This is a genomic window from Amycolatopsis sp. NPDC003731 (assembly GCF_053586895.1).
Genome location: NZ_JBSFNC010000076.1, coordinates 22554 through 43360, shown reverse-complemented (window position 1 = coordinate 43360; position 20807 = coordinate 22554). Strand labels below are relative to the sequence as shown.

The window sequence follows — 20807 nt, the reverse complement described above, 5'->3', positions numbered from 1 at the left end:
CCGGGGCGGGTGGGGACGGGCCCGGACGACTCCGTCGCGACCGGCTCCGGTGCGGCTTCGAGGACCGCGTGGGCGTTGGTCCCGCTCATCCCGAACGACGACACGGCGGCCCGGCGTGGCCGGCCGGTCTCCGGCCATTCGCGGGTTTCGTCCAGCAGCCGGACGTTCCCGGCCGTCCAGTCCACATGGGACGACGGTGTGCCCGCGTGCAGCGTGCCCGGGAGGACGCCGTGGCGCAGGGACAGCACCATCTTGATGACGCCGGCGACGCCGGAGGCGGCCTGGCTGTGGCCGATGTTGGACTTCACCGACCCGAGCCACAGGGGGTTCGCCCGGTCGCGGCCGTACGTGGCCAGCAGGGCCTGTGCCTCGATCGGGTCGCCGAGGGTGGTGCCGGTGCCGTGGGCTTCGACGGCGTCGACCTCGTCGAAGGTCAGCCGGGCGTTGGCCACGGCCTGGCGGATGACCTGCTGCTGGGCGGGGCCGTTCGGGGCGGTCAGGCCGTTGGACGCGCCGTCCTGGTTGACCGCCGAGCCGCGGATCACGGCCAGGACCTCGTGGCCGTGCCGCTGCGCGTCGGCGAGCCGTTCGACGAGCAGGACGCCGACACCCTCGGCCATGCCCATGCCGTCGGCGTCGTCGGAGAAGGCCTTGCAGCGGCCGTCGGCGGCGAGCGCGCGCTGGCGGCTGAACGCGACGAACGACGCCGGGGTCGACATCAGCGCCACCCCGCCCGCGAGGGCCATCGTGCACTCGCCGTTGCGCAGCGACTGGCAGGCGAGGTGCAGCGCGACCAGGGACGACGAGCACGCCGTGTCGACGGTGACGGCCGGGCCGGTCAGCCCGAAGGTGTAGGAGATCCGGCCGGAGACGACGCTGGCCGCGCCGCCGGTCAGCAGGTGCCCGGCCGAGCCGTCGGGCTGGGCGAGGCCGATGCCGTAGTCGGCGTAGTTGGTGCCGACGAACACGCCGGTCGCGCTGCCGCGGAGGCTTTCCGGATCGAGGCCGGCGCGTTCCATCGCCTCCCACGACGTCTCCAGCAGCAGGCGTTGCTGCGGGTCCATGGCCAGCGCTTCGCGGGGTGAGATCCCGAAGAAGCCCGGGTCGAAGTCGCCGGCGTCGTGCAGGAAACCGCCGTGGCGGGTGTAGCTGGTGCCGTCGTGGTCCGGGTCGGGGTCGTAGAGCGCGTCGACGTCCCAGCCGCGGTCGGCCGGGAACCCGGTGATCGCGTCGCCGCCGGTGGTGATGAGGTCCCAGAGGTCCTCGGGGCTCTTGACGCCACCGGGGTAGCGGCAGCTCATGGCGACGATGGCGATCGGCTCGTCGTCGGCGACCGCGACGACGGTTTCCGTCCTGGTGGCACCGAGCAGGAATTCGGTGATGCGCTCGGCGGTCGGGTGGTCGAAGGCGAGGGTGGCTGGCAGGCTCCGGCCGGTTTCGGCGGCGAGGCGGTTGCGCAGTTCGACGGCGGTGAGCGAGTCGAAGCCGAGTTCCCGCAGGGCGACGCCGGGGGCGACGGCGTCCGGGCCGTCGTGCCCGAGCACGGCGGCCGCGGTGGCGCGGACCAGGTCGAGCACGGCCCGGGCGCGGTCGGCCGGGGCGACGCCGGTCAGCCAGCCCGTCTTGACCTGCCGCTTCTCCACGGCCAGCGCGCGCCGCACCTCGGGCAGTTCGTCGAGCAGCGGGCGCGGGCGCAGGGCGGTGAAGACGGGCGCGAACCGGGTCCAGTCGACGTCGGCGACGGCGAGGAAGGTTTCGTCGTCGGCGAGGACCTGGCGGAGGCCCGCGAAGGCGAGGTCGGGGTCGAGGAACGGCAGGCCCTGGCGGAGGAGGCGGCTCGCGTCGAAGTCCTGGTTCGCTTTGGCGGGGCTGGGGGCGTTCCAGACGCCCCAGGCGAGCGAGGTGGCGCGCAGGCCGCGGGCGCGCCGGCGCTGCGCGAGGGCGTCGAGGTGGGCGTTGGCCGCGGCGTAGGCGGCGTGGTCGCCACTGCCCCAGACGCCGGCGATGGAGGAGAAGAGGACGAAGGCGTCGAGGTCCCGGTCGAAGACGGCGTCGAGGACTTCGGCGCCTTGGACCTTGGCTTTGGCGACCGCGGCGAAGGCGGCGACGTCGGTGGCGTCGATCGAGGCGAGTTCGATCAGCGCGGCGGCGTGGATGACGGCGCGGATGTCGTGGGCTTCGGCGAGGGCTTCGACCTGCGCGCGATCGGTGACGTCGCAGGTGGCGAAGGTGACGCCCGGCTCGGGGTCGGCTTGGCTGCCGTGGCGGCTGGCGAGGATGACGTGCTCGGCGCCGACGCCGCGGAGCCAGCGGGCGATCCGCGGGCCGAGGGCGCCGGTGCCGCCGGTGACCAGGATGGTGCCGGTCAGGGACCAGGAGCCGGGGGCGGTGCGAGGCGGGGTCGCGCGGACGAGGCGGCGGACGAGGACGCCGGAGGAGCGGACGGCGAACTGGTCTTCGTCGCCGGAGGTGGCGAGGATGGCGGCGAGGCGCTCCCCGGCACGGACGTCGGGATCTGCCGGAAGGTCGACCAAGCCACCCCAGCGGTTCGGGTGCTCCAGGCCGAGCACGCGGCCCAGGCCCCAGATCTGCGCCTGCGCGGGCGAAGGCGAGTCCGTGTCCACGGCTCCCGACGTCAGCAGCCACAGGGGCGCGTCGATTCCCGCGTCGCCGAGGGCCTGGGCCAGCACCAGCGTGCCCGCCACCCCGGACGGCAGCTCGGGGAACTCCGGGTGCGGCCGCTCGTCGAAGCCCAGCAACGACACCACGCCCGCCACCGGCCCGGCCTCGCGCAACCGGGCGGCCAGGCTCTCGCGGTCGCCGGTCGCGAGCACGACCTCACACCCGAGCATGTCCACGATGGACGTCGACTGACCGGGTGCGGCCACGGCCAGCCAGCGTCCGGACAGCGCACCCACCGGCTCGGCGGCCGGACGCCAGCGGACGTCGTAGCGCCAGGAGTCCACTGTGGACCTATCACGGGCCGTCCGGCGCCAGTCGCTCAAGGCGGGCAGCAGCTCACTGAGCGGGACATCGGGATCGACGCCGAGCGTTTCCGCGAGGGATCCGCTGTCGACAGCCTCCCAGAAGCCCGGATCCGCGACGGCCTCGGCGGGGGTGCCGGGCTTGAGCCAGTAGTGCCGGTGCTGGAACGCATACGTGGGCAGATCGACCCGCTCAGCATCGGCGAAGTACGGTGTCCAGTCGACCTTGACGCCGTTCACGTGCGCTTCGGCCACCGACAGCGCGAAGCGGTCCGGGCCGCCGTCGCCGCGACGCAGAGAACCGAGGGTGGTCACGTCGTCCCCGATCGCCGGGACGAGCACGGGGTGCGGCGACACCTCCACGAACGTCCCGAAACCCGCGCTCTTCAGCTGCTCGACCGCGATGTCCAGCCGGACGGTGCTGCGCAGGTTGGTGTACCAGTACTCGGCGTCCAGCGCCGTGCCGTCGAGCCATTCGCCGGTCACCGTCGAGAAGAACCCGGCGTGTCCCGCGCGCGGGGTGATCGGGGCCAGGACCTCGAGGAGTTCGTCGCGCAGCTGCTCCACCTGGACGGAGTGCGACGCGTAGTCCACCGGGATCCGGCGCGTGCGCACCTCGCAGGCCGCCATGAACTCGTCGAGCGCGCCGGGCTCGCCGGAAACGACGGTCGCGGAGGGGCCGTTCACCGCGGCGACGCCGATCCGGTCACCCCACGGCGCCACGAGCGACTCGGTCTGCTCACGCGACGCGGCCACGGAGACCATCCCGCCCGCGCCCGACAGGGCAAGAATGGCCTTGCTGCGCAGAGCGACCACGCGAGCACCGTCCTCGAGGGACAGGGCACCGGACACCACCGCCGCGGCGATTTCGCCCTGGGAGTGGCCGATCACCGCGTCCGGACGCACGCCGTGCGCGGCCCACAGCTCGGCCAGGGACACCATCATCGCGAACAGCGCCGGCTGCACGACGTCGACGCGGTCCGGTTCGACCGAGTCGAGCAGCGAAAAGCCGGTGTACGGCTCGAGTGCCCGGGAACACTCGGTGTACCGCGCGGCAAACACCGGAGAAGTGGCCAGGAGTTCGTCGGCCATCCCAGCCCATTGGGCACCCTGCCCGGGGAAGACCATGGCGACCTTGCCGCTCCCGGCGACGCCCGAAACGACGTGCGGCGCGGGCGTTCCGTCGGCCAGAGCACGCACCCCGGCGAGGAGGCGCTCACGATCCGCTCCGACGACGACGGCCCGGTGCGCAAAGGACGACCGGGTCGTCGCCAGTGAAAACGCGATGTCGTCCGGTGAAGAGTCCACAAGAGACAGGCGAGCGGCCTGCGACCGCAGCGCCTCCGGCGACTTGGCCGACAGCACCCACGGCACCAAGCCGGAAGAACCCCCCGAGGAAGCAACCGCGGGCGCGGCCTCCTCCAGGATGACGTGGGCGTTGGTGCCCGAGATGCCGAACGACGACACCGCACCCCGCCGCGGCCGGTCGGCGGTCCACTCCCGGCCCTCCTGGAGCAGCTCGACCGCGCCGGCGGTCCAGTCGATCTTCGCCGACGGCGTCCCGGCGTGCAGCGTCGGCGGCATCCGGCGGTTCCGCAGCGCCATGACGAGCTTGATGACACCGCTGACCCCTGCCGCCGCCTGCGTGTGCCCGATGTTCGACTTCACCGAGCCCAGCCACAGCGGCTCCGGACGGTCCTGGCCGTAGGTGGCCAGCAACGCCTGCGCCTCGATCGGGTCACCCAACGCCGTGCCGGTCCCGTGCGCCTCGACCAGGTCGACGTCCACAGTGGACAACCGGGCGTCGGCGAGGGCGTCCCGGATCACGCGTTGCTGCGACGGGCCGTTCGGCGCGGACAGGCCGCTGCTCGCGCCGTCCTGGTTCACCGCCGAGCCGCGGATCACCGCCAGCACCGGGTGGCCGAGGCGTTGCGCGTCGGCCAGCCGCTCGACCAGCAGCATCCCGGCACCTTCGCCCCAGCCGGTGCCGTCGGCGCCGTCGGCGAACGCCTTGCAGCGGCCGTTGCCGGACAGCCCGCCCTGGCGGCTCATCTCGGTGAACATGTCCGGGTTGACCATCACCGCCGCGCCGCCGGCCAGCGCGAGGTCGGACTCCCCGCGCCGCAGCGACTGCACCGCCAGGTGCAACGCCACCAGCGACGACGAACACGCCGTGTCGACGGTGACCGACGGCCCCTCCAGGCCGAGGGTGTAGGAGATCCGGCCGGACAGGACACTGGTGGCGGTCCCGGTCATCAGGTGCCCGGCGACCGCCTCGGCCTCCTCCCCCGCGCCGGTCCCGTAGCCCTGGGAGGCCGCGCCGACGAACACCGCCGAACGGCTGCCGCGCAACGTCTCCGGCACGATCCCGGCGCGTTCGAGAGCCTCCCACGACGTCTCCAGCAGCAACCGTTGCTGGGGGTCCATGGCCAGCGCTTCGCGTGGCGAGATGCCGAAGAAGCCCGCGTCGAACTGGCCTGCGTCGTGCACGAAGCCGCCTTCGGCGACGAAGCCCGCGTCGTGCGCGTCCGGCCAGCCGCGGTCGGCGGGGAACCCGGACATCCCGTCACCGCCGGAATCGACCAGCCGCCACAGGTCCTCGGGCGAGCGGACGCCGCCGGGGAACCGGCAGGCCATCCCGACGATCGCGACCGGGGCCGACCCGGCGTCCTCGACCTCCTGGACGCGCTTGCGGGCGCGCCGGAGGTCCGCGGTCACCTTCTTCAGGTACTCCCGGAGCTTCGCGTCGTTGTCCATCAGGCCCCATCCCGTCGCGTGCCGTCCATTCAGGACAGTCCGAGTTCGTTGTCGATCAGGTCGAAGATCTCGTCGTCGCTCGCGGAGTCCAGTTCGGTGTCCTCGTCCCCGGCCGCGCCCCGGCGGCGGGCGAGCAGGGTCTCCAGCCGCGCGGTGACCCGGCGGCTGTCCCCGGCGCGTTCCAGGAGCCGGTCCAGTTCCGCCAGCACCGCGGCTTCCGGGTCGGCGGCGGCGGGGGCGAGCCCGGCGAGCAGGTGCGCGGCGAGGTCGGCGGGCGACGGGTGGTCGAAGATCAGCGTGGCCGGCAGCCGCAGCCCGCTCTCGGCGGTGAGCCGGTTGCGCAGCTCGACCGCGGTGAGCGAGTCGAAGCCCAGGTCGAGGAAGCCGCGACTGCCTTCGACGTCGGCGGCCGAGCCGTGGCCCAGCACCGTGGCGACGTGCCCGCGCACGACGTCGAGGAGGAAGTCACCGCGCTCGATCTCGGGCACGCCCGCCAGCCGCTCGGCCAATGCGGGGCCTTCGGCCGGCACTGCCGCCGACGCGGTCCGGCGCGCCGGGGCCCGCACCAGCGACGCGAACAGCGGCGGCAGCCCGGACTGCGCGCTCAGCGCGGCCGGGTCGAGCTGCAGCGGCAGCAGGGCCGGTTCCGGCCGGGCCGCCGCGACGTCGAACAGGTCGAGGCCGCGGTCGGCGGTGAACGGGACGAACGCGGACCGCGCCAGTTTCGCGAGGTCGGCTTCGCGGAGCATGCCGTCGGTGGCCCACGGCCCCCACCCCAGCGACCCGGCCGGGAGCCCCCGGGCCGCGCGGTGCTGCGCGAGCGCGTCGAGGAACGCGTTCGCCGCGGCGTAGTTGCCCTGGCCGGGGCTGCCCAGCGTGGCCGCCGCCGAGGAGAACAGGACGAACGCCGAAAGGCCCCGGTCCCGGGTGAGTTCGTGCAGGTTCAGCGCCGCGTCGACCTTCGGCCGCAGCACCGCGTTCAGCCGCTCGGGCGTCAAGGACGCGACGACGCCGTCGTCGAGGACACCGGCCGCGTGCACCACGCCGGTCAGCGCCGGGATTCCGGCCAGCACGGCGGCCAGCTCCCGGCGGTCGGCGGCGTCGGCGGCCACGACCCGGACGTCCGCGCCGAGGTCCCGCAGCCCGGCGGCCAGTTCGGCCGCGCCGGGAGCGTCCGGTCCGCGGCGGCTCAGCAGAACCAGGTCGCGGACGCCGTGCCCGGTGACCAGCCGCCGGGCGACCAGGCCGCCCAGCGCGCCGGTGCCGCCGGTGATCAGCACCGTGCCGTCGCCGAAGGACGGCGGCATGGTGAGCACGACCTTGCCGACGTGCTTGGCCTGGCTGACGAACCGGAACGCCTCGGGCGCGCGCCGGACGTCCCAGGTCCGCACCGGCAGCGGCGTCAGGGCACCGGCCTCGAACAGCGCGAGGACCTCGGTGAACAGCTCCCGGATGCGGTCCGGACCGGCTTCGACCAGGTCGAACGCCTGGTACCGGACACCCGGGTGGGTGGCGGCGACGGCGCCCGCGTCGCGCACGTCGGCCTTGCCCATCTCGAGGAACCGCCCGCCGCGCGGCATCAGCGCGAAGGAGGCGTCGACGAACTCATGGGTCAGGGCGTTGAGCACGACGTCGACGCCCCGGCCGCCACTGGCCTCGCGGAACAGCTCCGCGAACCCGGTCGTGCGCGAGGAGGCCAGGTGCGCGTCGTCGAGCCCGGAGGCGCGCAGGACGTCCCACTTGCCGGGACTGGCGGTGGCGTAGACCTCGGCGCCGAGGTGGCGGGCCAGCTGGATGGCGGCCATCCCGACGCCGCCGGCGCCCGCGTGCACCAGCACGGACTCGCCCGCCCGCAGCCCGGCCAGATCGACCAGGCCGTAGTAGGCGGTGAGGAAGACGATGGGCACCGACGCGGCTTCGCTGAACGACCAGCCGTCGGGGATCTTCGCGAGCATCCGCTGGTCGGCGACCGAACGCGGACCGAAGGAGCCGGGGAAGAAGCCCATCACCTTGTCGCCGGGGGCCAGCCCGGTGACGCCTTCGCCGCATTCGAGGACGACGCCGGCGCCTTCGATACCCATGAGCGGCTCGCCCGGGTACATGCCGAGGCCGATGAGGACGTCGCGGAAGTTCATCCCGGCGGCGCGGATGGCCACCCGGACCGTGCCCGGTCCGAGGGTTTCCGGCAGCGGGTTCGGGACGAGCGCGAGGTTCTGCAGGGTGCCGCGGCCGGTGCTGTCGAGCCGCCAGTTGCCTTCGGGCGGCTGGAGCAGGGTGCCGGTGCCGGCGCGCACGAGCCGTGCGGCCAGTGCGCGGCCGTCCCGCAGCGCGAGCTGGGGCTCCCCGGAAGCGACCGCGCCGAGCAGCGCCGCCGAGCGCGGGTCTTCGTCGTCGAGGTCGACCAGGACGAGCCGGCCGGGGTTCTCGAACTGCGCCGACCGCAGCAGGCCCCACACGGGCGCGGCGGTGAGGTCGGGGACGCGGTCGCCGTCGGCGGCACCGACCGCGCCGCGGGTCACCAGGACCAGCCGGGCGGTGGTGAACCGCTCGTCGGCCAGCCACTCCCGGACCAGCTCGAGCGCGAAGGCGGCCCGCTCGCGCGGCTGCGTCGAGTGCCGGATCGCGGAAAACACGTACTGCGGTTCTTCGCCGCTTTCTTCGGTGCGGCGACCGAGTTCCGCGAGGTCCACACAGGACTCGACGACCCCGGCCGAGGCGAGCCCGGCCGCCAGGCCGAGCGGGTCCGGGCCGACGACCGCGTACCGGCCGCCCGGGGTGTCCGGCACCGGAACCGGCGTCCACTCGACCTGGAACAGCGCGTCGCTGTCCGGCCCGTGCAACTGCTCGGCCGACACCGGACGCAGGACGAGCGCGGCCACCGAAGCGACCGGGGCGCCGGTCGTGTCGGCGACGTCGACGGCCACCGCGTCCCCGGCACCCGGCCGCAGCCGCACCCGCAGCGCGGTGGCGCCGGTGGCGTGCAGGGTGACGCCGGTCCAGGCGAACGGCAGCCGCGGACCGGTGCCGCCGCCGCGCAGGCCCAGGGCGTGCAGCGCGGCGTCCAGCAGAGCCGGGTGCAGGCCGAACCCGCTCGCCTGCGGCTCCGGCAGCGCGACCTCGGCGTAGATCTCCTCGCCGAGGCGCCAGGCTGCGCGCAGGCCGCGGAAGGCAGGTCCGTAGCCGAACCCGGACGCCGCGAGAGTCTCGTAGAAGCCGGTGACCGCAATGGGTTCCGCTCCGGTGGGCGGCCATTCGGCCCAGGAGGCCGGTTGTGCCGTGGCTGCCGGTGCGAGGACGCCTGCGGCGTGCGCGGTCCAGTCGTCGCGGCCCTCCGGACGCGAGTGGATCGTCAGTTCGCGACGGCCGTCGTCGTCCGGGCCGGCGACCGCCACCTGGATCGCGACGGCGTCCTGCTCGCGCAGCACGAGCGGCGCGGCGAGGGTCAGTTCCTCGACCACCGGGCACCCGGCCTGGTCACCGGCGCGGATCGCCAGCTCGACGAACGCGGTGCCGGGCAGCAGAACCGTGCCGAGGACCGCGTGGTCGGCGAGCCACGGTTGGGTCGCCAGGGACAGCCGCCCGGTGAGGACGACACCGTCGCCCCCGGCCAGCGGCAGGGTCGCGGCCAGCAGCGGGTGTGCCGCGTCGGTGAGCCCGGCCGCCCCGACGTCCCCGGCGCGCGCCGAAACCTCGGGCCAGTAGCGGCGGTGCTGGAAGGCGTACGTCGGCAGCGGGACGCGGCGGGCACCGGGGAACGCGGCCGAGAGGTCGACCGGGACGCCGCGGACCCACAGCCCGGCGAGCGCGGTGGCGAACGTGCGCTCCTCCGGCCGGTCGCGGCGCAGCAGCGGCACGGCCACGACGTCCTCGCCGAGGCAGTCGGCGGCCATGGCGCTGAGCACGGCGTCCGGTCCGGCTTCGAGGAACGTCCGGACGCCCAGGCCGGCCAGGGTGGCGACGGCGTCGGCGAACCGCACCGACGCCCGCACCTGCCGCACCCAATAGTCCGATGTGGACAACTCCGGACCGGCGAGCTGCCCGGTCACCGTGGAGACCACGGCCCGTTCGGCCGGGTGGTAGGTCAGCCGCCGCGCGACCGCGGCGAAGTCGTCGAGCATCGCGTCCATCCGCGGCGAGTGGAACGCGTGGCTCACCTTGAGCCGCTTGGTCCGCACCCCGGCCGCCGCGAACCCGGCGGCCAGCTCCAGCACGACGTCCTTGTCGCCGGAGACGACGACCGAGCCGGGCCCGTTGACCGCCGCGATGCCGGCCCGGCCGCCGGTCTTGGCCACCTCGGCGGCCACGGCCTCCTCGCCGGCGCGCAGCGAAACCATCGCCCCGCCGTCCGGCAGGGCTTCCATCAGGCGGCCGCGGGCGGCGACCAGCTCGGCGGCGTCGGCCAGCGACAGCACCCCGGCGACGTGCGCCGCGACCAGCTCGCCGATCGAGTGGCCGGCGAGGTGGTCCGGCCGCACCCCCCAGCTCTCGGCCAGCCGGAACAGGGCCAGCTCGACGGCGAACAGCGCGGGCTGGGTGCAGGCCGTCCGGTCCAGCTGCTTCTCGTCGCCCGGCTCGGCGAAGACGACGTCGCGCAGCGAGTGGTCCAGGTGCGGGTCGAGGTGCGCGCAGGCCTCGTCGAACGCGTCGGCGTAGACCGCGAACCGGTCGTAGAGTTCCCGGCCCATCCCGGCGCGCTGGGCGCCCTGCCCGGTGAACAGCACGGCGAGCGGGCCGGTGGCCGCCTCGCCCTGGACGACCTCGGGCGCGGGCGTGCCGCCGGCGAGCGCGGCCAGGCCGGTCCGGAAGTCCTCGGCCGTCGTCCCGAGCACGACGGCACGGTGGTCCAGGGCCGCCCGGCCGGTGGTCAAGGAGAATCCGACGTCGGCCGGACGCGTGTCCACTTCGGACAGGAGGGCGGCCTGGGCGCGCAGTGCGGCGACCGACCGGCCCGAGACCGGCCACGGCACCAACCCCGTGACCTCGGCCGCGACGGTTTCGGGAGCGGGTTCGGCCTGCTCGATGATGGTGTGCGCGTTGGTGCCGGAGATGCCGAACGAGGAGATCCCGGCCCGGCGCGGCCGGTCGGCGGGCCATTCGCGGGCCTCGGTGAGCAGCTCGACCGCACCCGCCGACCAGTCCACATGGGACGTCGGTGCGTCGACGTGGAGGGACTTCGGCAGCACGCCGTGGCGCATGGCCATGACCATCTTGATGATCCCGGCGGCTCCGGCCGCGGCCTGCGTGTGGCCGATGTTGGACTTCACCGAACCCAGCCACAGCGGGGTGTCGCGGTCCTGGCCGTAGGTGGCCAGCACGGCCTGCGCCTCGATCGGGTCGCCCAGCGTGGTCCCGGTGCCGTGTGCCTCGACGACGTCCACATCGGACGGTGTGAGTCCGGCGTCGGCCAGTGCCGCGCGGATCACGCGTTGCTGTGAGGGACCGTTCGGCGCGGTCAGGCCGTTCGACGCACCATCGGAGTTGACCGCCGAACCGCGGACGAGTGCCAGGACTTCGTGGCCGTTGCGCCGCGCGTCCGACAGGCGTTCCAGCAGGAGCAAGCCCGCCCCTTCGGCCCAGCCGGTGCCGTCGGCCGCCTCGGCGAACGGCTTGCACCGGCCGTCGGGGGCCAGTCCGCGCTGCCGGCTGAACTCGACGAACGCCCCCGGCGTCGACATGACCGTGACCCCGCCGGCGACGGCCATCGTGGACTCGCCCTGCCGGAGCGACTGGCAGGCGAGGTGCAGCGCGACCAGCGACGACGAACACGCGGTGTCGACCGCGACCGACGGCCCTTCCAGCCCGAAGGTGTAGGAGACGCGCCCGGCGATGACGCTGGTGGTGTTCCCGGTCAGCAGATGGCCCTCGACGCCGTCGGCCGCCCCGAGCAGGGTGACGTAGTCCTGGCCGTTGGTGCCGGCGAACACCCCCGTCTTCGTGCCGCGCAGCGCGTGCGGGTCGATGCCCGCGCGCTCGAACAGCTCCCACGACGTCTCCAGCAGCAGCCGCTGCTGCGGGTCCATCGCGAGGGCTTCGCGGGGCGAAATCCCGAAGAACCCGGCGTCGAACTCCGTGACACCGTCGAGGAAACCGCCCTCCCGGGCGTAGCTGCGGCCGCTCTTGCCCGGGTCCGGGTCGTACAGCGCGCCGACGTCCCAGCCGCGGTCGGCGGGGAACGGGGCGATGCCGTCGCCGCCTTCGCCGACCAGGCGCCAGAGGTCTTCCGGCGAGCGGACCCCGCCCGGGTAGCGGCAGCTCATGGCGATGATTGCGATCGGGTCGTCGTCGACGGCAGCCACGGCTGTCGGCAGGTCCGGGGTGCCGGCGCCGAAGATCTCCGCCAGCAGGCGATCGGTCAGGTCCGCCGGGGTCGGGTGGTCGAACACGAGCGTCGAAGGCAGGGTGAGGCCGGTTTCGGCGGCGAGGCCGTTGCGCAGCTCGACGGCGGTGAGCGAGTCGAAGCCCAGGTCCTTGAAGGGCCGCGCGGGCTCGATGGCCTCGGCGCCGTCGTGGCCGAGGACCGTCGCGGCGCGGACGCGCACGACGTCCAGGAGCACGCGACGGCGTTCGAGGCCGGGCAGCGCGGCCAGGCGGGTGGTCAGCTCGGCCGTGCCGCGCTCACCGGCGTTCTCGTCGACGGTGAACTCGGGCAGCTCGCTCATCAGCGGCCGGGGCCGGGCCGCCGCGTACGACGGCGCGAACTTCGCCCAGTCGACGTCGGCGACGACGACGGTGGTCTCGTTCAGCTCGACGGCCTGCAGGAGCGCGCGCATCCCGAGGTCCGGGTCGAGCGGGAGCAGACCGCGACGGCGAAGCAGTTCGTCGCCCTCTTCGGAGGCGCCCATGCCGGCGCCCGCCCAGGGACCCCAGGCGACCGACGTCCCGGCGCGTCCGGTGGCGCGACGGCGTTCCGCGAGGGCGTCGAGGTGCGCATTGGCCGCCGCGTAGGCGCCTTGGTGGCCGCTGCCCCAAACTCCGGCGATGGAGGAGAAGAGCACGAAGGCCTCAAGGTCACCGAGGAGTTCGTCGAGGTGGACGGCACCGTCCACTTTGGCGCCGACCACCTCGGCGAAGTCCGTCGTGGAAGAATCGGTGATCGGTGTGAACCGGCCGTACCCGGCGGCGTGGAAGACCGCGGTCACGTTCCGTCCATCCAGGACTTCGGCCAGTGCTGCGCGGTCGGTGACGTCGCAGGCGACGATTTCCGGGTCGGCGCCGAGGTCACGCAGCTGGGTCGCGAGGTTGTCCGCGCCGGGGGCGTCCGGGCCGCGCCGGCTCAGCAGCAGCAAGTCCCGGGTGCCGCGGGCGGCCAGGGTCCGGGCGAGCGCGCCGCCCAGTGCTCCGGTGCCGCCGGTGATCAGGACGGTGCCCTCGGGTCGCCAGGTGCCGGGGGTGGCGTCCGCCGGGGCGCGGACGAGCCGGGGCACGAACGCGCCGGACGCCCGCAGGGCCACCTGGTCTTCGCCGGTGCCCGCGGCCAGGAGGGCGGCGAGCCGGTCGTGGCCGCGGTCGTCGAGGGTGGCCGGGAGGTCCAGGAGCCCGATTTCGCGGCCGGTGAGTTCGAGCGCGGCGACCCGGCCGAGGCCCCAGACCTGCGCGAGAGCCGGCTCGGGCGCGACGTCGGACCGGCCGGTGCGCACGGCTCCCGTGGTGCCGAGCCAGAGCGGCCCGGGCAGGTCGGCCTGCAGCACAGTGAGGGCTTCGGCCAGGTCGGCCGGGAAGGCGAGCGCTCCGGCGATGTCTTGCACCTCACCCAGGCGTTCGAGCGGCACGGTGCGGACCTCCGCACCCCGTTCGGCCAGGCTTTCCGCGATCCCCGCGGGCGCGGTACCGATGAGCAGCCAGGTGCCGGACAGCCGTGCGGCCGCGATCGGGTGCGGCCGCCAGGCGACGCGGTAGCGCCACGATTCGACGGTGCTCGCTTCGCGGTGGCGGGTCCGCCAGGCCTGGAGCGCGGGCTGGATGGCGTCGGCGAGGTCTTCGTCGACGGCGAGGTCGCGGGCCAGGTCACCGCGCTCGACGGCGGCCCAGAACTCGGCGTCCGCAGTGTCGGTGGCGGGCTCCGGACGGGCGGGCTCGAGCCAGTACCGCCGGTGTTCGAAGGGGTACGTCGGCAACGCGACGGCCCGCCCGGCCGAACCGGCGTACAGGCTCTCCCAGTCCAGGTCGACGCCGTGGACGTGCAGTCGGGCCAGCGCGGTGAAGAAGGTGCGTTCCTCGTCGCGGTCGCGGCGGAGGGCGGGGATCGCGGTACCCGGGACCATCGAGCTGAGCACCCCGTCGGGCCCCAGTTCCAGCAACACCCCGACGCCGGCCGCCGCCAAAGTGGACACTCCGTCGGCGAACCGGACCGCCTCGCGCACGTGCCGCACCCAGTAGTCCGCCGTGAACGACGAAGCGAGAGCACCGCTCACATTCGAGAGCACCGGTATCCGCGCCGGGTGATACGTCAGCGTCTCGGCGACCGCACGGAAATCGTCGAGCATCGGATCCATCAGCGGCGAGTGGAACGCGTGACTCACGGTCAGCCGCTTGGTCTTCGGGAACTTCGCCGCGATGGCCAAGACCGCGGCCTCCTCGCCGGAGATCACCACCGACTCGGGGCCGTTGACCGCCGCGATGGAGACACCTTCGGTCAGGGTGATCGCGGACTCCGGAGCGGCGATCGACACCATCGCGCCGCCGGCCGGGAGCGCCTGCATCAGCGACGCGCGGGCAGCAACCAGGCGGCAAGCGTCCTCCAGGGACAGCACACCGGCCACGTGCGCCGCCGAAATCTCCCCGATCGAATGCCCGGCCACGAAATCCGGCCGCACACCGAACGACTCGGCCAGCCGGAACAACGCCACCTCGACCGCGAACAACGCGGGCTGGGTGAACTCGGTGCGATCCAGCAGCGACGCATCCTCGAAGGCCTCCCGCAGCTCCGGACCGAAGTGCGCGAGCACCGCGTCGAACGCTTCGGCGTACACCGGGAAGCGGTCATGGAGACCTCGGCCCATCCCGACCCGCTGGGCGCCCTGGCCGGTGAACAGCACCGCCAGCAGGGCGTCCCGGTCGGCCGTGCCGGTGACCACGGCCGCGTCGGTGCCACCGTCGGCGAGCACCTCCAGGGCCCGGTCGAGCTCGTCGCCGCTCGCGACGAGGACCGCGCGGTGATCGTGCGTGGCGCGGGTGAACGTCAGGGAGTAAGCGAGGTCCTGCGGCGTCAGCCCGGTTCCCCGGAGCCGGCCGGCTTGGGCACGCAACGCCGGGACACTCCGGGCCGACAGCGGGACGAGCGGCGGCGTCGCGTCCGGGCCGGCCGGCGGGACCGCGACCGGTTCGGCTTGTTCGAGGACCACGTGCGCGTTGGTCCCGCTCACGCCGAACGCCGAGACCGCGGCGCGGCGCGGGCCGTCGGACGCCCACTCGCGTTCCTCGGTGAGCAGTTCCACCGCACCCGCCGACCAGTCCACTTGCGACGAGGGGGTGTCGACGTGCAGTGTGCGCGGCAGGACGCCGTGCCGCATGGCGAGCACCATCTTGATCACCCCGGCCACGCCCGAGGCCGACTGCGTGTGCCCGATGTTGGACTTCAGCGAGCCGAGCCACAGCGGCCGGTCGCGGTCCTGGCCGTACGTCGCCAGCAGCGCCTGGGCCTCGATCGGGTCGCCGAGCCGGGTGCCGGTGCCGTGCGCCTCCACGACGTCCACATCGGACGGTCGCAGGCCGGCGTTCGCCAGCGCCGCCCGGATCACCCGTTGCTGTGACGGGCCGTTCGGGGCGCTGAGCCCGTTGGAGGCCCCGTCCTGGTTCACCGCCGAGCCGCGGACCACCGCGAGGATCGGGTGGCCGTGGCGCCGGGCGTCCGACAGCTTCTCCAGCAGCACCAGGCCGACGCCTTCGCTCCAGCCGGTGCCGTCGGCGGCGTCGGCGAAGGACTTGCAGCGACCGTCCTCGGCGAGGCCGCGCTGGCGGCTGAATTCGACGAACGCCGCCGGGTGCGCCATCACGGTGACGCCGCCCGCGAGGGCCATCGAGCACTCGCCCTGCCGCAGCGACTGGCACGCCAGGTGCAGCGCGACCAGCGACGACGAGCACGCCGTGTCGACGGTGACGGCCGGGCCCTCCAGGCCGAACGTGTAGGACAGCCGGCCGGAGACGACGGCCGGGGCGCTGCCGGTCAGCAGGTAGCCTTCGGAGCCGCCGGACTCGTCACGCGCGCCGACCCCGTAGCCGGAGGACGTCGCGCCGACGAACACACCGGTTCCGCTGCCGCGCAACGACTCCGGGTCGAGGCCCGCGCGCTCGAAGACCTCCCACGACGTCTCCAGCAGGACGCGTTGCTGCGGGTCCATGGCCAGGGCTTCGCGCGGGGAGATGCCGAAGAACCCGGCGTCGAACTGCGCGGCCGTGGTCACGAACCCGCCCTCGCGGGTGTAGCTGGTGCCGAGGTTCGCCGGGTCCGGGTCGTAGAGCGCGGCCAGGTCCCAACCGCGGTCGGCGGGGAACGGGCCGACGCCGTCCGCGCCGTCGGCCAGCAGGCGCCACAGGTCCTCGGGCGAGGCCACGTCCCCCGGGTAGCGGCAGCCCATGGCGACGATGGCGATCGGCTCGTCGGACGCGGTGGCCGTGGCGGTCGTGGCGGCCGGTTCGGTTCCGGTCACCTCGCGCAGGAGGTGACCGGCCAGGGCGCGCGGGTGCGGGTGGTCGAAGACGACGGTCGAGGGGAGGCGGACGCCGGTCGCGGCGGTCAGCCGGTTGCGGAGTTCGACCGCGGTCAGCGAGTCGAAGCCGAGTTCGCGGAAGGCCCGGTCGGCGGGGACGGCCGCGCCGGAGTCGTGCCCCAGCACGGCGGCGGCCTGGCCGCGGACCAGGTCGAGGACGTGGTGCGCGGCCTCCCGCGGGCCGAGCGTCCGGATCGCTTCGGCGAGGCCGGTCCCGACCTCGGTGACGACCTCCTCGACGCGGACTTCCGGCAGGTCCTCGATGAGCGGACGCCGTCGGGCGGCGGTGAACCCGGCGGCGAACCGCGGCCAGTCCATGTCGGCGACGGCCACGAAGGTCTCGTCGGCGTCCAAGGCGTGCTGGAGGGCGGCGATGGCGCGGTCCGGGGCCATCTCCCGCAGGCCGCGGCGGCGCAGGTGGTCCTTCGCTTCGGCGCTGCCCGCCATGCCGTCGCCGGCCCAGGACCCCCAGGCCACGGAGGTGGCTTTCCGCCCGGCGGCGCGTCGCCGAGCGGCGAGTGCGTCGAGGTGCGCGTTGGCGGCGGCGTAGGCGCCTTGGCCGGCACTGCCCCAGACACCGGCGTTGGAGGAGAAGAGGACGAAGGCGTCGAGGTCGTCGCCGAGGAGCTCGTCGAGGTGGTCGGCGCCGGCGGCCTTGGCCGCGAGGACTTCGGCGAAGTCCGCCACGCTGGTGTCGGCGATGGTTGCGGCTTGCGGCAGACCGGCGGTGTGGACGACCGCGCGGATGTCGTGGTGGTCGCGGACGAGCGCGGCGACGGCGTCCCGGTCGGCGAGGTCGCAAGCGACGAAGGTGACCCGGCAGGCCAGCTCGGCTTGGAGCTCGGCGGCACCGGGAGCGTCGGCGCCGCGGCGGCTGACGAGGACGAGGTGCTCGGCGCCGGACCGGGCCAGCCACCGGGCGACGTGCCCGCCGAGCGCGCCGGTCCCGCCGGTGACGAGGACGGTGCCTTCGGGCCGCCAGCGGTGGACGGGTTCGGCCGAGGGTGCGTGCGCGAGCCGGCGCGCGAAGAGCCCGGAGGCCCGGACGGCGACCTGGTCTTCGTGGTCGAGCCCGGCGAGGACGGCGGCCAGGCGCCTCTTGGCCCGGGGTTCGAGGGTGGCGGGGAGGTCGACAAGGCCGCCCCAGCGTTCGGGGTGTTCGAGCCCGATGACGCGGCCGAGGGCCCAGATCTGCGCGGGATCGGCGGCAGGGGCTCGGTCGCCGGGGAGGGCGGTGACGGCGTTGCGGGTCAGGAGCCAGAGGGGCGCGGTGGTGCCGTCGAGGGCCTGGGCGAGGAGGAGGGTGTCGGGGGCATCGGGGAGAAGCGAAATGACGCCGGCGGCATCGGAGAAATCGTTGTTCGCGGAACCATCACCCGGCCATTCGAGCACCACCGGCTCCGCGCCGGCGGCCGTGAGGCAGCTTGTCATCTCCGCGGCGTCCGCTCCGGGCGGGACGACCACCACCCAGCGTCCCGACAGCACACCCGCCTCCGGCTCGGGCAGCGGCTTCCACTCCACCCGGTACCGCCAGGAGTCCACAGTGGACCTCTCCTGGCGCAGCCGACGCCAGCGGGCGATGGCGGGGAGCAGCTCGGCGAACGACGTCTCCGCGGGGACGTCGAGCAGCTCCGCCAGCGCGCCCAGGTCACCGCCGTCGACCGCCGCCCAGAAGCGGGCGTCCGCCGGGTCCGCCGACACCTCCTGGCGAGGCGCGTCGAGCCAGTAGCGCTTGCGCTGGAACGCATAGGTCGGGAGGTCGGCGATCCGGCCGTCCGGGAAAGCCGGCGTCCAGTCGACCGCCACCCCGGCCACGTGCGCCGAGGCGAGCGACGTGTGGAAACGGCTCAGCCCACCGTCGTCCCGGCGTAGCGAGCCGAGCGTGACGACGTCCTCGCCGAGGGCCATCGTCAGCACCGGATGCGGCGACGCTTCGATGAACGTCCCGAAGCCCTCGCTCTTCAACCGCTCGACGGCGATGTCCAAGCGGACGGTGCTGCGCAGGTTGGTGTACCAGTACCCGGCGTCCAGCGCTTCGGCCCACTCGCCGGTCACGGTGGACATGAACGCCGTCCCGGGCCGTCGCGGAGCGATGGGGGCGAGCACGTCAAGGATCTCGTCGCGCACCTGCTCGACCTGCGCCGAGTGGGACGCGTAGTCCACCGGCACCCGCTTGGCCCGGATCCCCTCGGCCTCGCAGGCCGCGGCAAAAGCGTCCAGCCCGGCGGGCGAACCGGAAACCACCACCGCGGCGGGACCGTTCACCGCGGCGATCGAAAGCCCATCGGTCAGCCGCGCTTCGACCGTCTCCCAGGGCGCCGCCACCGAGACCATGCCACCGCGACCGGCCAGCGCAAGAATCGCCCTGCTCCGCAACGCCACCACGCGAGCGCCGTCCTCAAGCGACAATGCCCCCGAGACGACCGCGGCCGCGATCTCACCCTGCGAGTGACCGACCACCGCATCCGGAACAACCCCGAACGACCGCCACAGCTCCGCCAACGACACCATCACCGCGAACAACGCAGGCTGCACCACGTCGACCCGGCTCAACGCCTCCGCATCGGCCAAGACCTCCTGCAGTGACCAGTCCACAAAGGACGATAGTGCCACCGCGCACTCGTCGAGACGCGCAGCGAACACCGGCGACGACGACGCCAGCTCCAGCGCCATCCCGGCCCACTGCGAACCCTGCCCCGGGAAGACCAGGGCCACCTTGCCGCAGGCCGACGCCTCCCCGGTGACCACATCGGGACTCGGCGAGCCCGAAGCCAGCGCAGCGAGGCCGCCCGCGCCGACGACCACCGCCCGATGGCTCAGCAACGCCCGCGCCTTCACCAGCGAGTACCCGACGTCGACCGGATCACCGTCGTGCGCAAGCAGCGCAGCCGCCTGCCCGCGCAACGCCTCCGGGGAATCCGCCGACAACACCCACGGCACCGGCCCCGAAGCCACGCGCGGCGGCGGAGCGGATCCGGCGGGAACCTGCTCCAGGATCACGTGCGCGTTCGTCCCGCTGACGCCGAACGACGAGACGCCGATCCGTCGCGGCCGCCCGGTCTCCGGCCACGGCGTCGCCTCGGTCAGCAGCCGCACTTCCCCGGCGTCCCAGTCCACTTGGGACGAAGGCGCGTCGATGTGCAGCGACCGCGGCAGGACGCCCCGCCGCAGGGCCTGGACGGACTTGATCACCCCGGCCACCCCGGCGGCGGCCTGCGTGTGCCCGAGGTTCGACTTGACCGAACCGAGCAGCAGCGGCCGGTCCGCCGCACGACCGCGGCCGTAGGTGGCCAGCAGCGCCTGCGCCTCGATCGGGTCGCCCAGCGTCGTTCCGGTGCCGTGGGCCTCCACCGCGTCGACATCCGAAGTGGACAGACCGGCGTTCGCCAGTGCGGCCCGGATGACCCGCTGCTGCGCCGGCCCGTTCGGCGCGGTCAGGCCGCTGCTCGCGCCGTCCTGGTTGACGGAGGAACCGCGGACGACGGCGAGCACCGGGTGCCCGTGGCGACGCGCGTCAGAAAGGCGTTCGACGAGCAGCATCCCGGCGCCCTCGCCCCAGCCGGTGCCGTCGGCCGCGTCGGCGAAAGGCTTGCAGCGGCCGTCGGCGGCCAGGCCGCGCTGACGGCTGAAGGCGGTGAACGTGCCCGGCGTGGCCATCACCGTGACCCCGCCGGCCAGCGCGAGCGAGCAGTCGCCGAGCCGGACGGCCTGGCAGGCCAGGTGCAACGCCACGAGCGACGACGAACACGCCGTGTCGATCGTGACGGCCGGGCCTTCCAGGCCGAGGGTGTAGGCGATCCGGCCGGAGGCGACACTGCCCGCGCTGCCGTTGCCGAGGAAGGCCTCGAACTCCGCGAACACCTCGGGCGCGAGCAGCAGCCGGGCCGCGTAGTCGGAATACATGACCCCCGTGTAGACGCCCACCTTCGAGCCGCGCACGGACGTCGGGTCGATGCCGGCGCGCTCGAAGGCTTCCCACGACGTCTCCAGCAGGAGCCGCTGCTGCGGGTCCATCGCCAGGGCTTCCCGCGGGGAGATCCCGAAGAAGCCGGCGTCGAAGTCCGCCGCGTCGTGCAGGAACGCGCCCTCCCGGGTGTAGCTGGTGCCCGCGCTGCCGGGGTCGGCGTCGTACAGCGCGTCGAGGTCCCAGCCCCGGTCGGCCGGGAACGCCCCGACCGCGTCCTCCCCCGCTTCGACGAGTTCCCACAGCTGTTCGGGGGTGCGGACCCCGCCGGGGAAGCGGCAGCTCATGCCGACGATCGCGACCGGCTCCTGCGCGCGGTCCTCGTTCTCCTGCAGGCGGCGGCGGGCTTCGCGCAGGTCGGCCGTGGCGCGCTTGAGGTAGTCCAGGAGCTTCTGT

2 protein-coding genes are annotated in these 20807 nt (G+C 74.1%); both read right to left on the bottom strand.

What is annotated here, in order from left to right; translation table 11 throughout:
- A partial coding sequence (locus ACWDN5_RS27775; protein ID WP_449678354.1) for a type I polyketide synthase occupies nucleotides 1–5744 on the bottom strand: 5744 nt, incomplete at its 3' end.
- A 26-nt stretch (nucleotides 5745–5770) separates the two neighbouring features.
- The gene (locus tag ACWDN5_RS27770; RefSeq protein ID WP_449678353.1) at nucleotides 5771–20797 is read right to left on the bottom strand and encodes a type I polyketide synthase; all 15027 of its coding nucleotides are present in this window, start codon (nucleotides 20795–20797) and stop codon (nucleotides 5771–5773) included.
- Nucleotides 20798–20807: the final 10 nt, after the last annotated feature.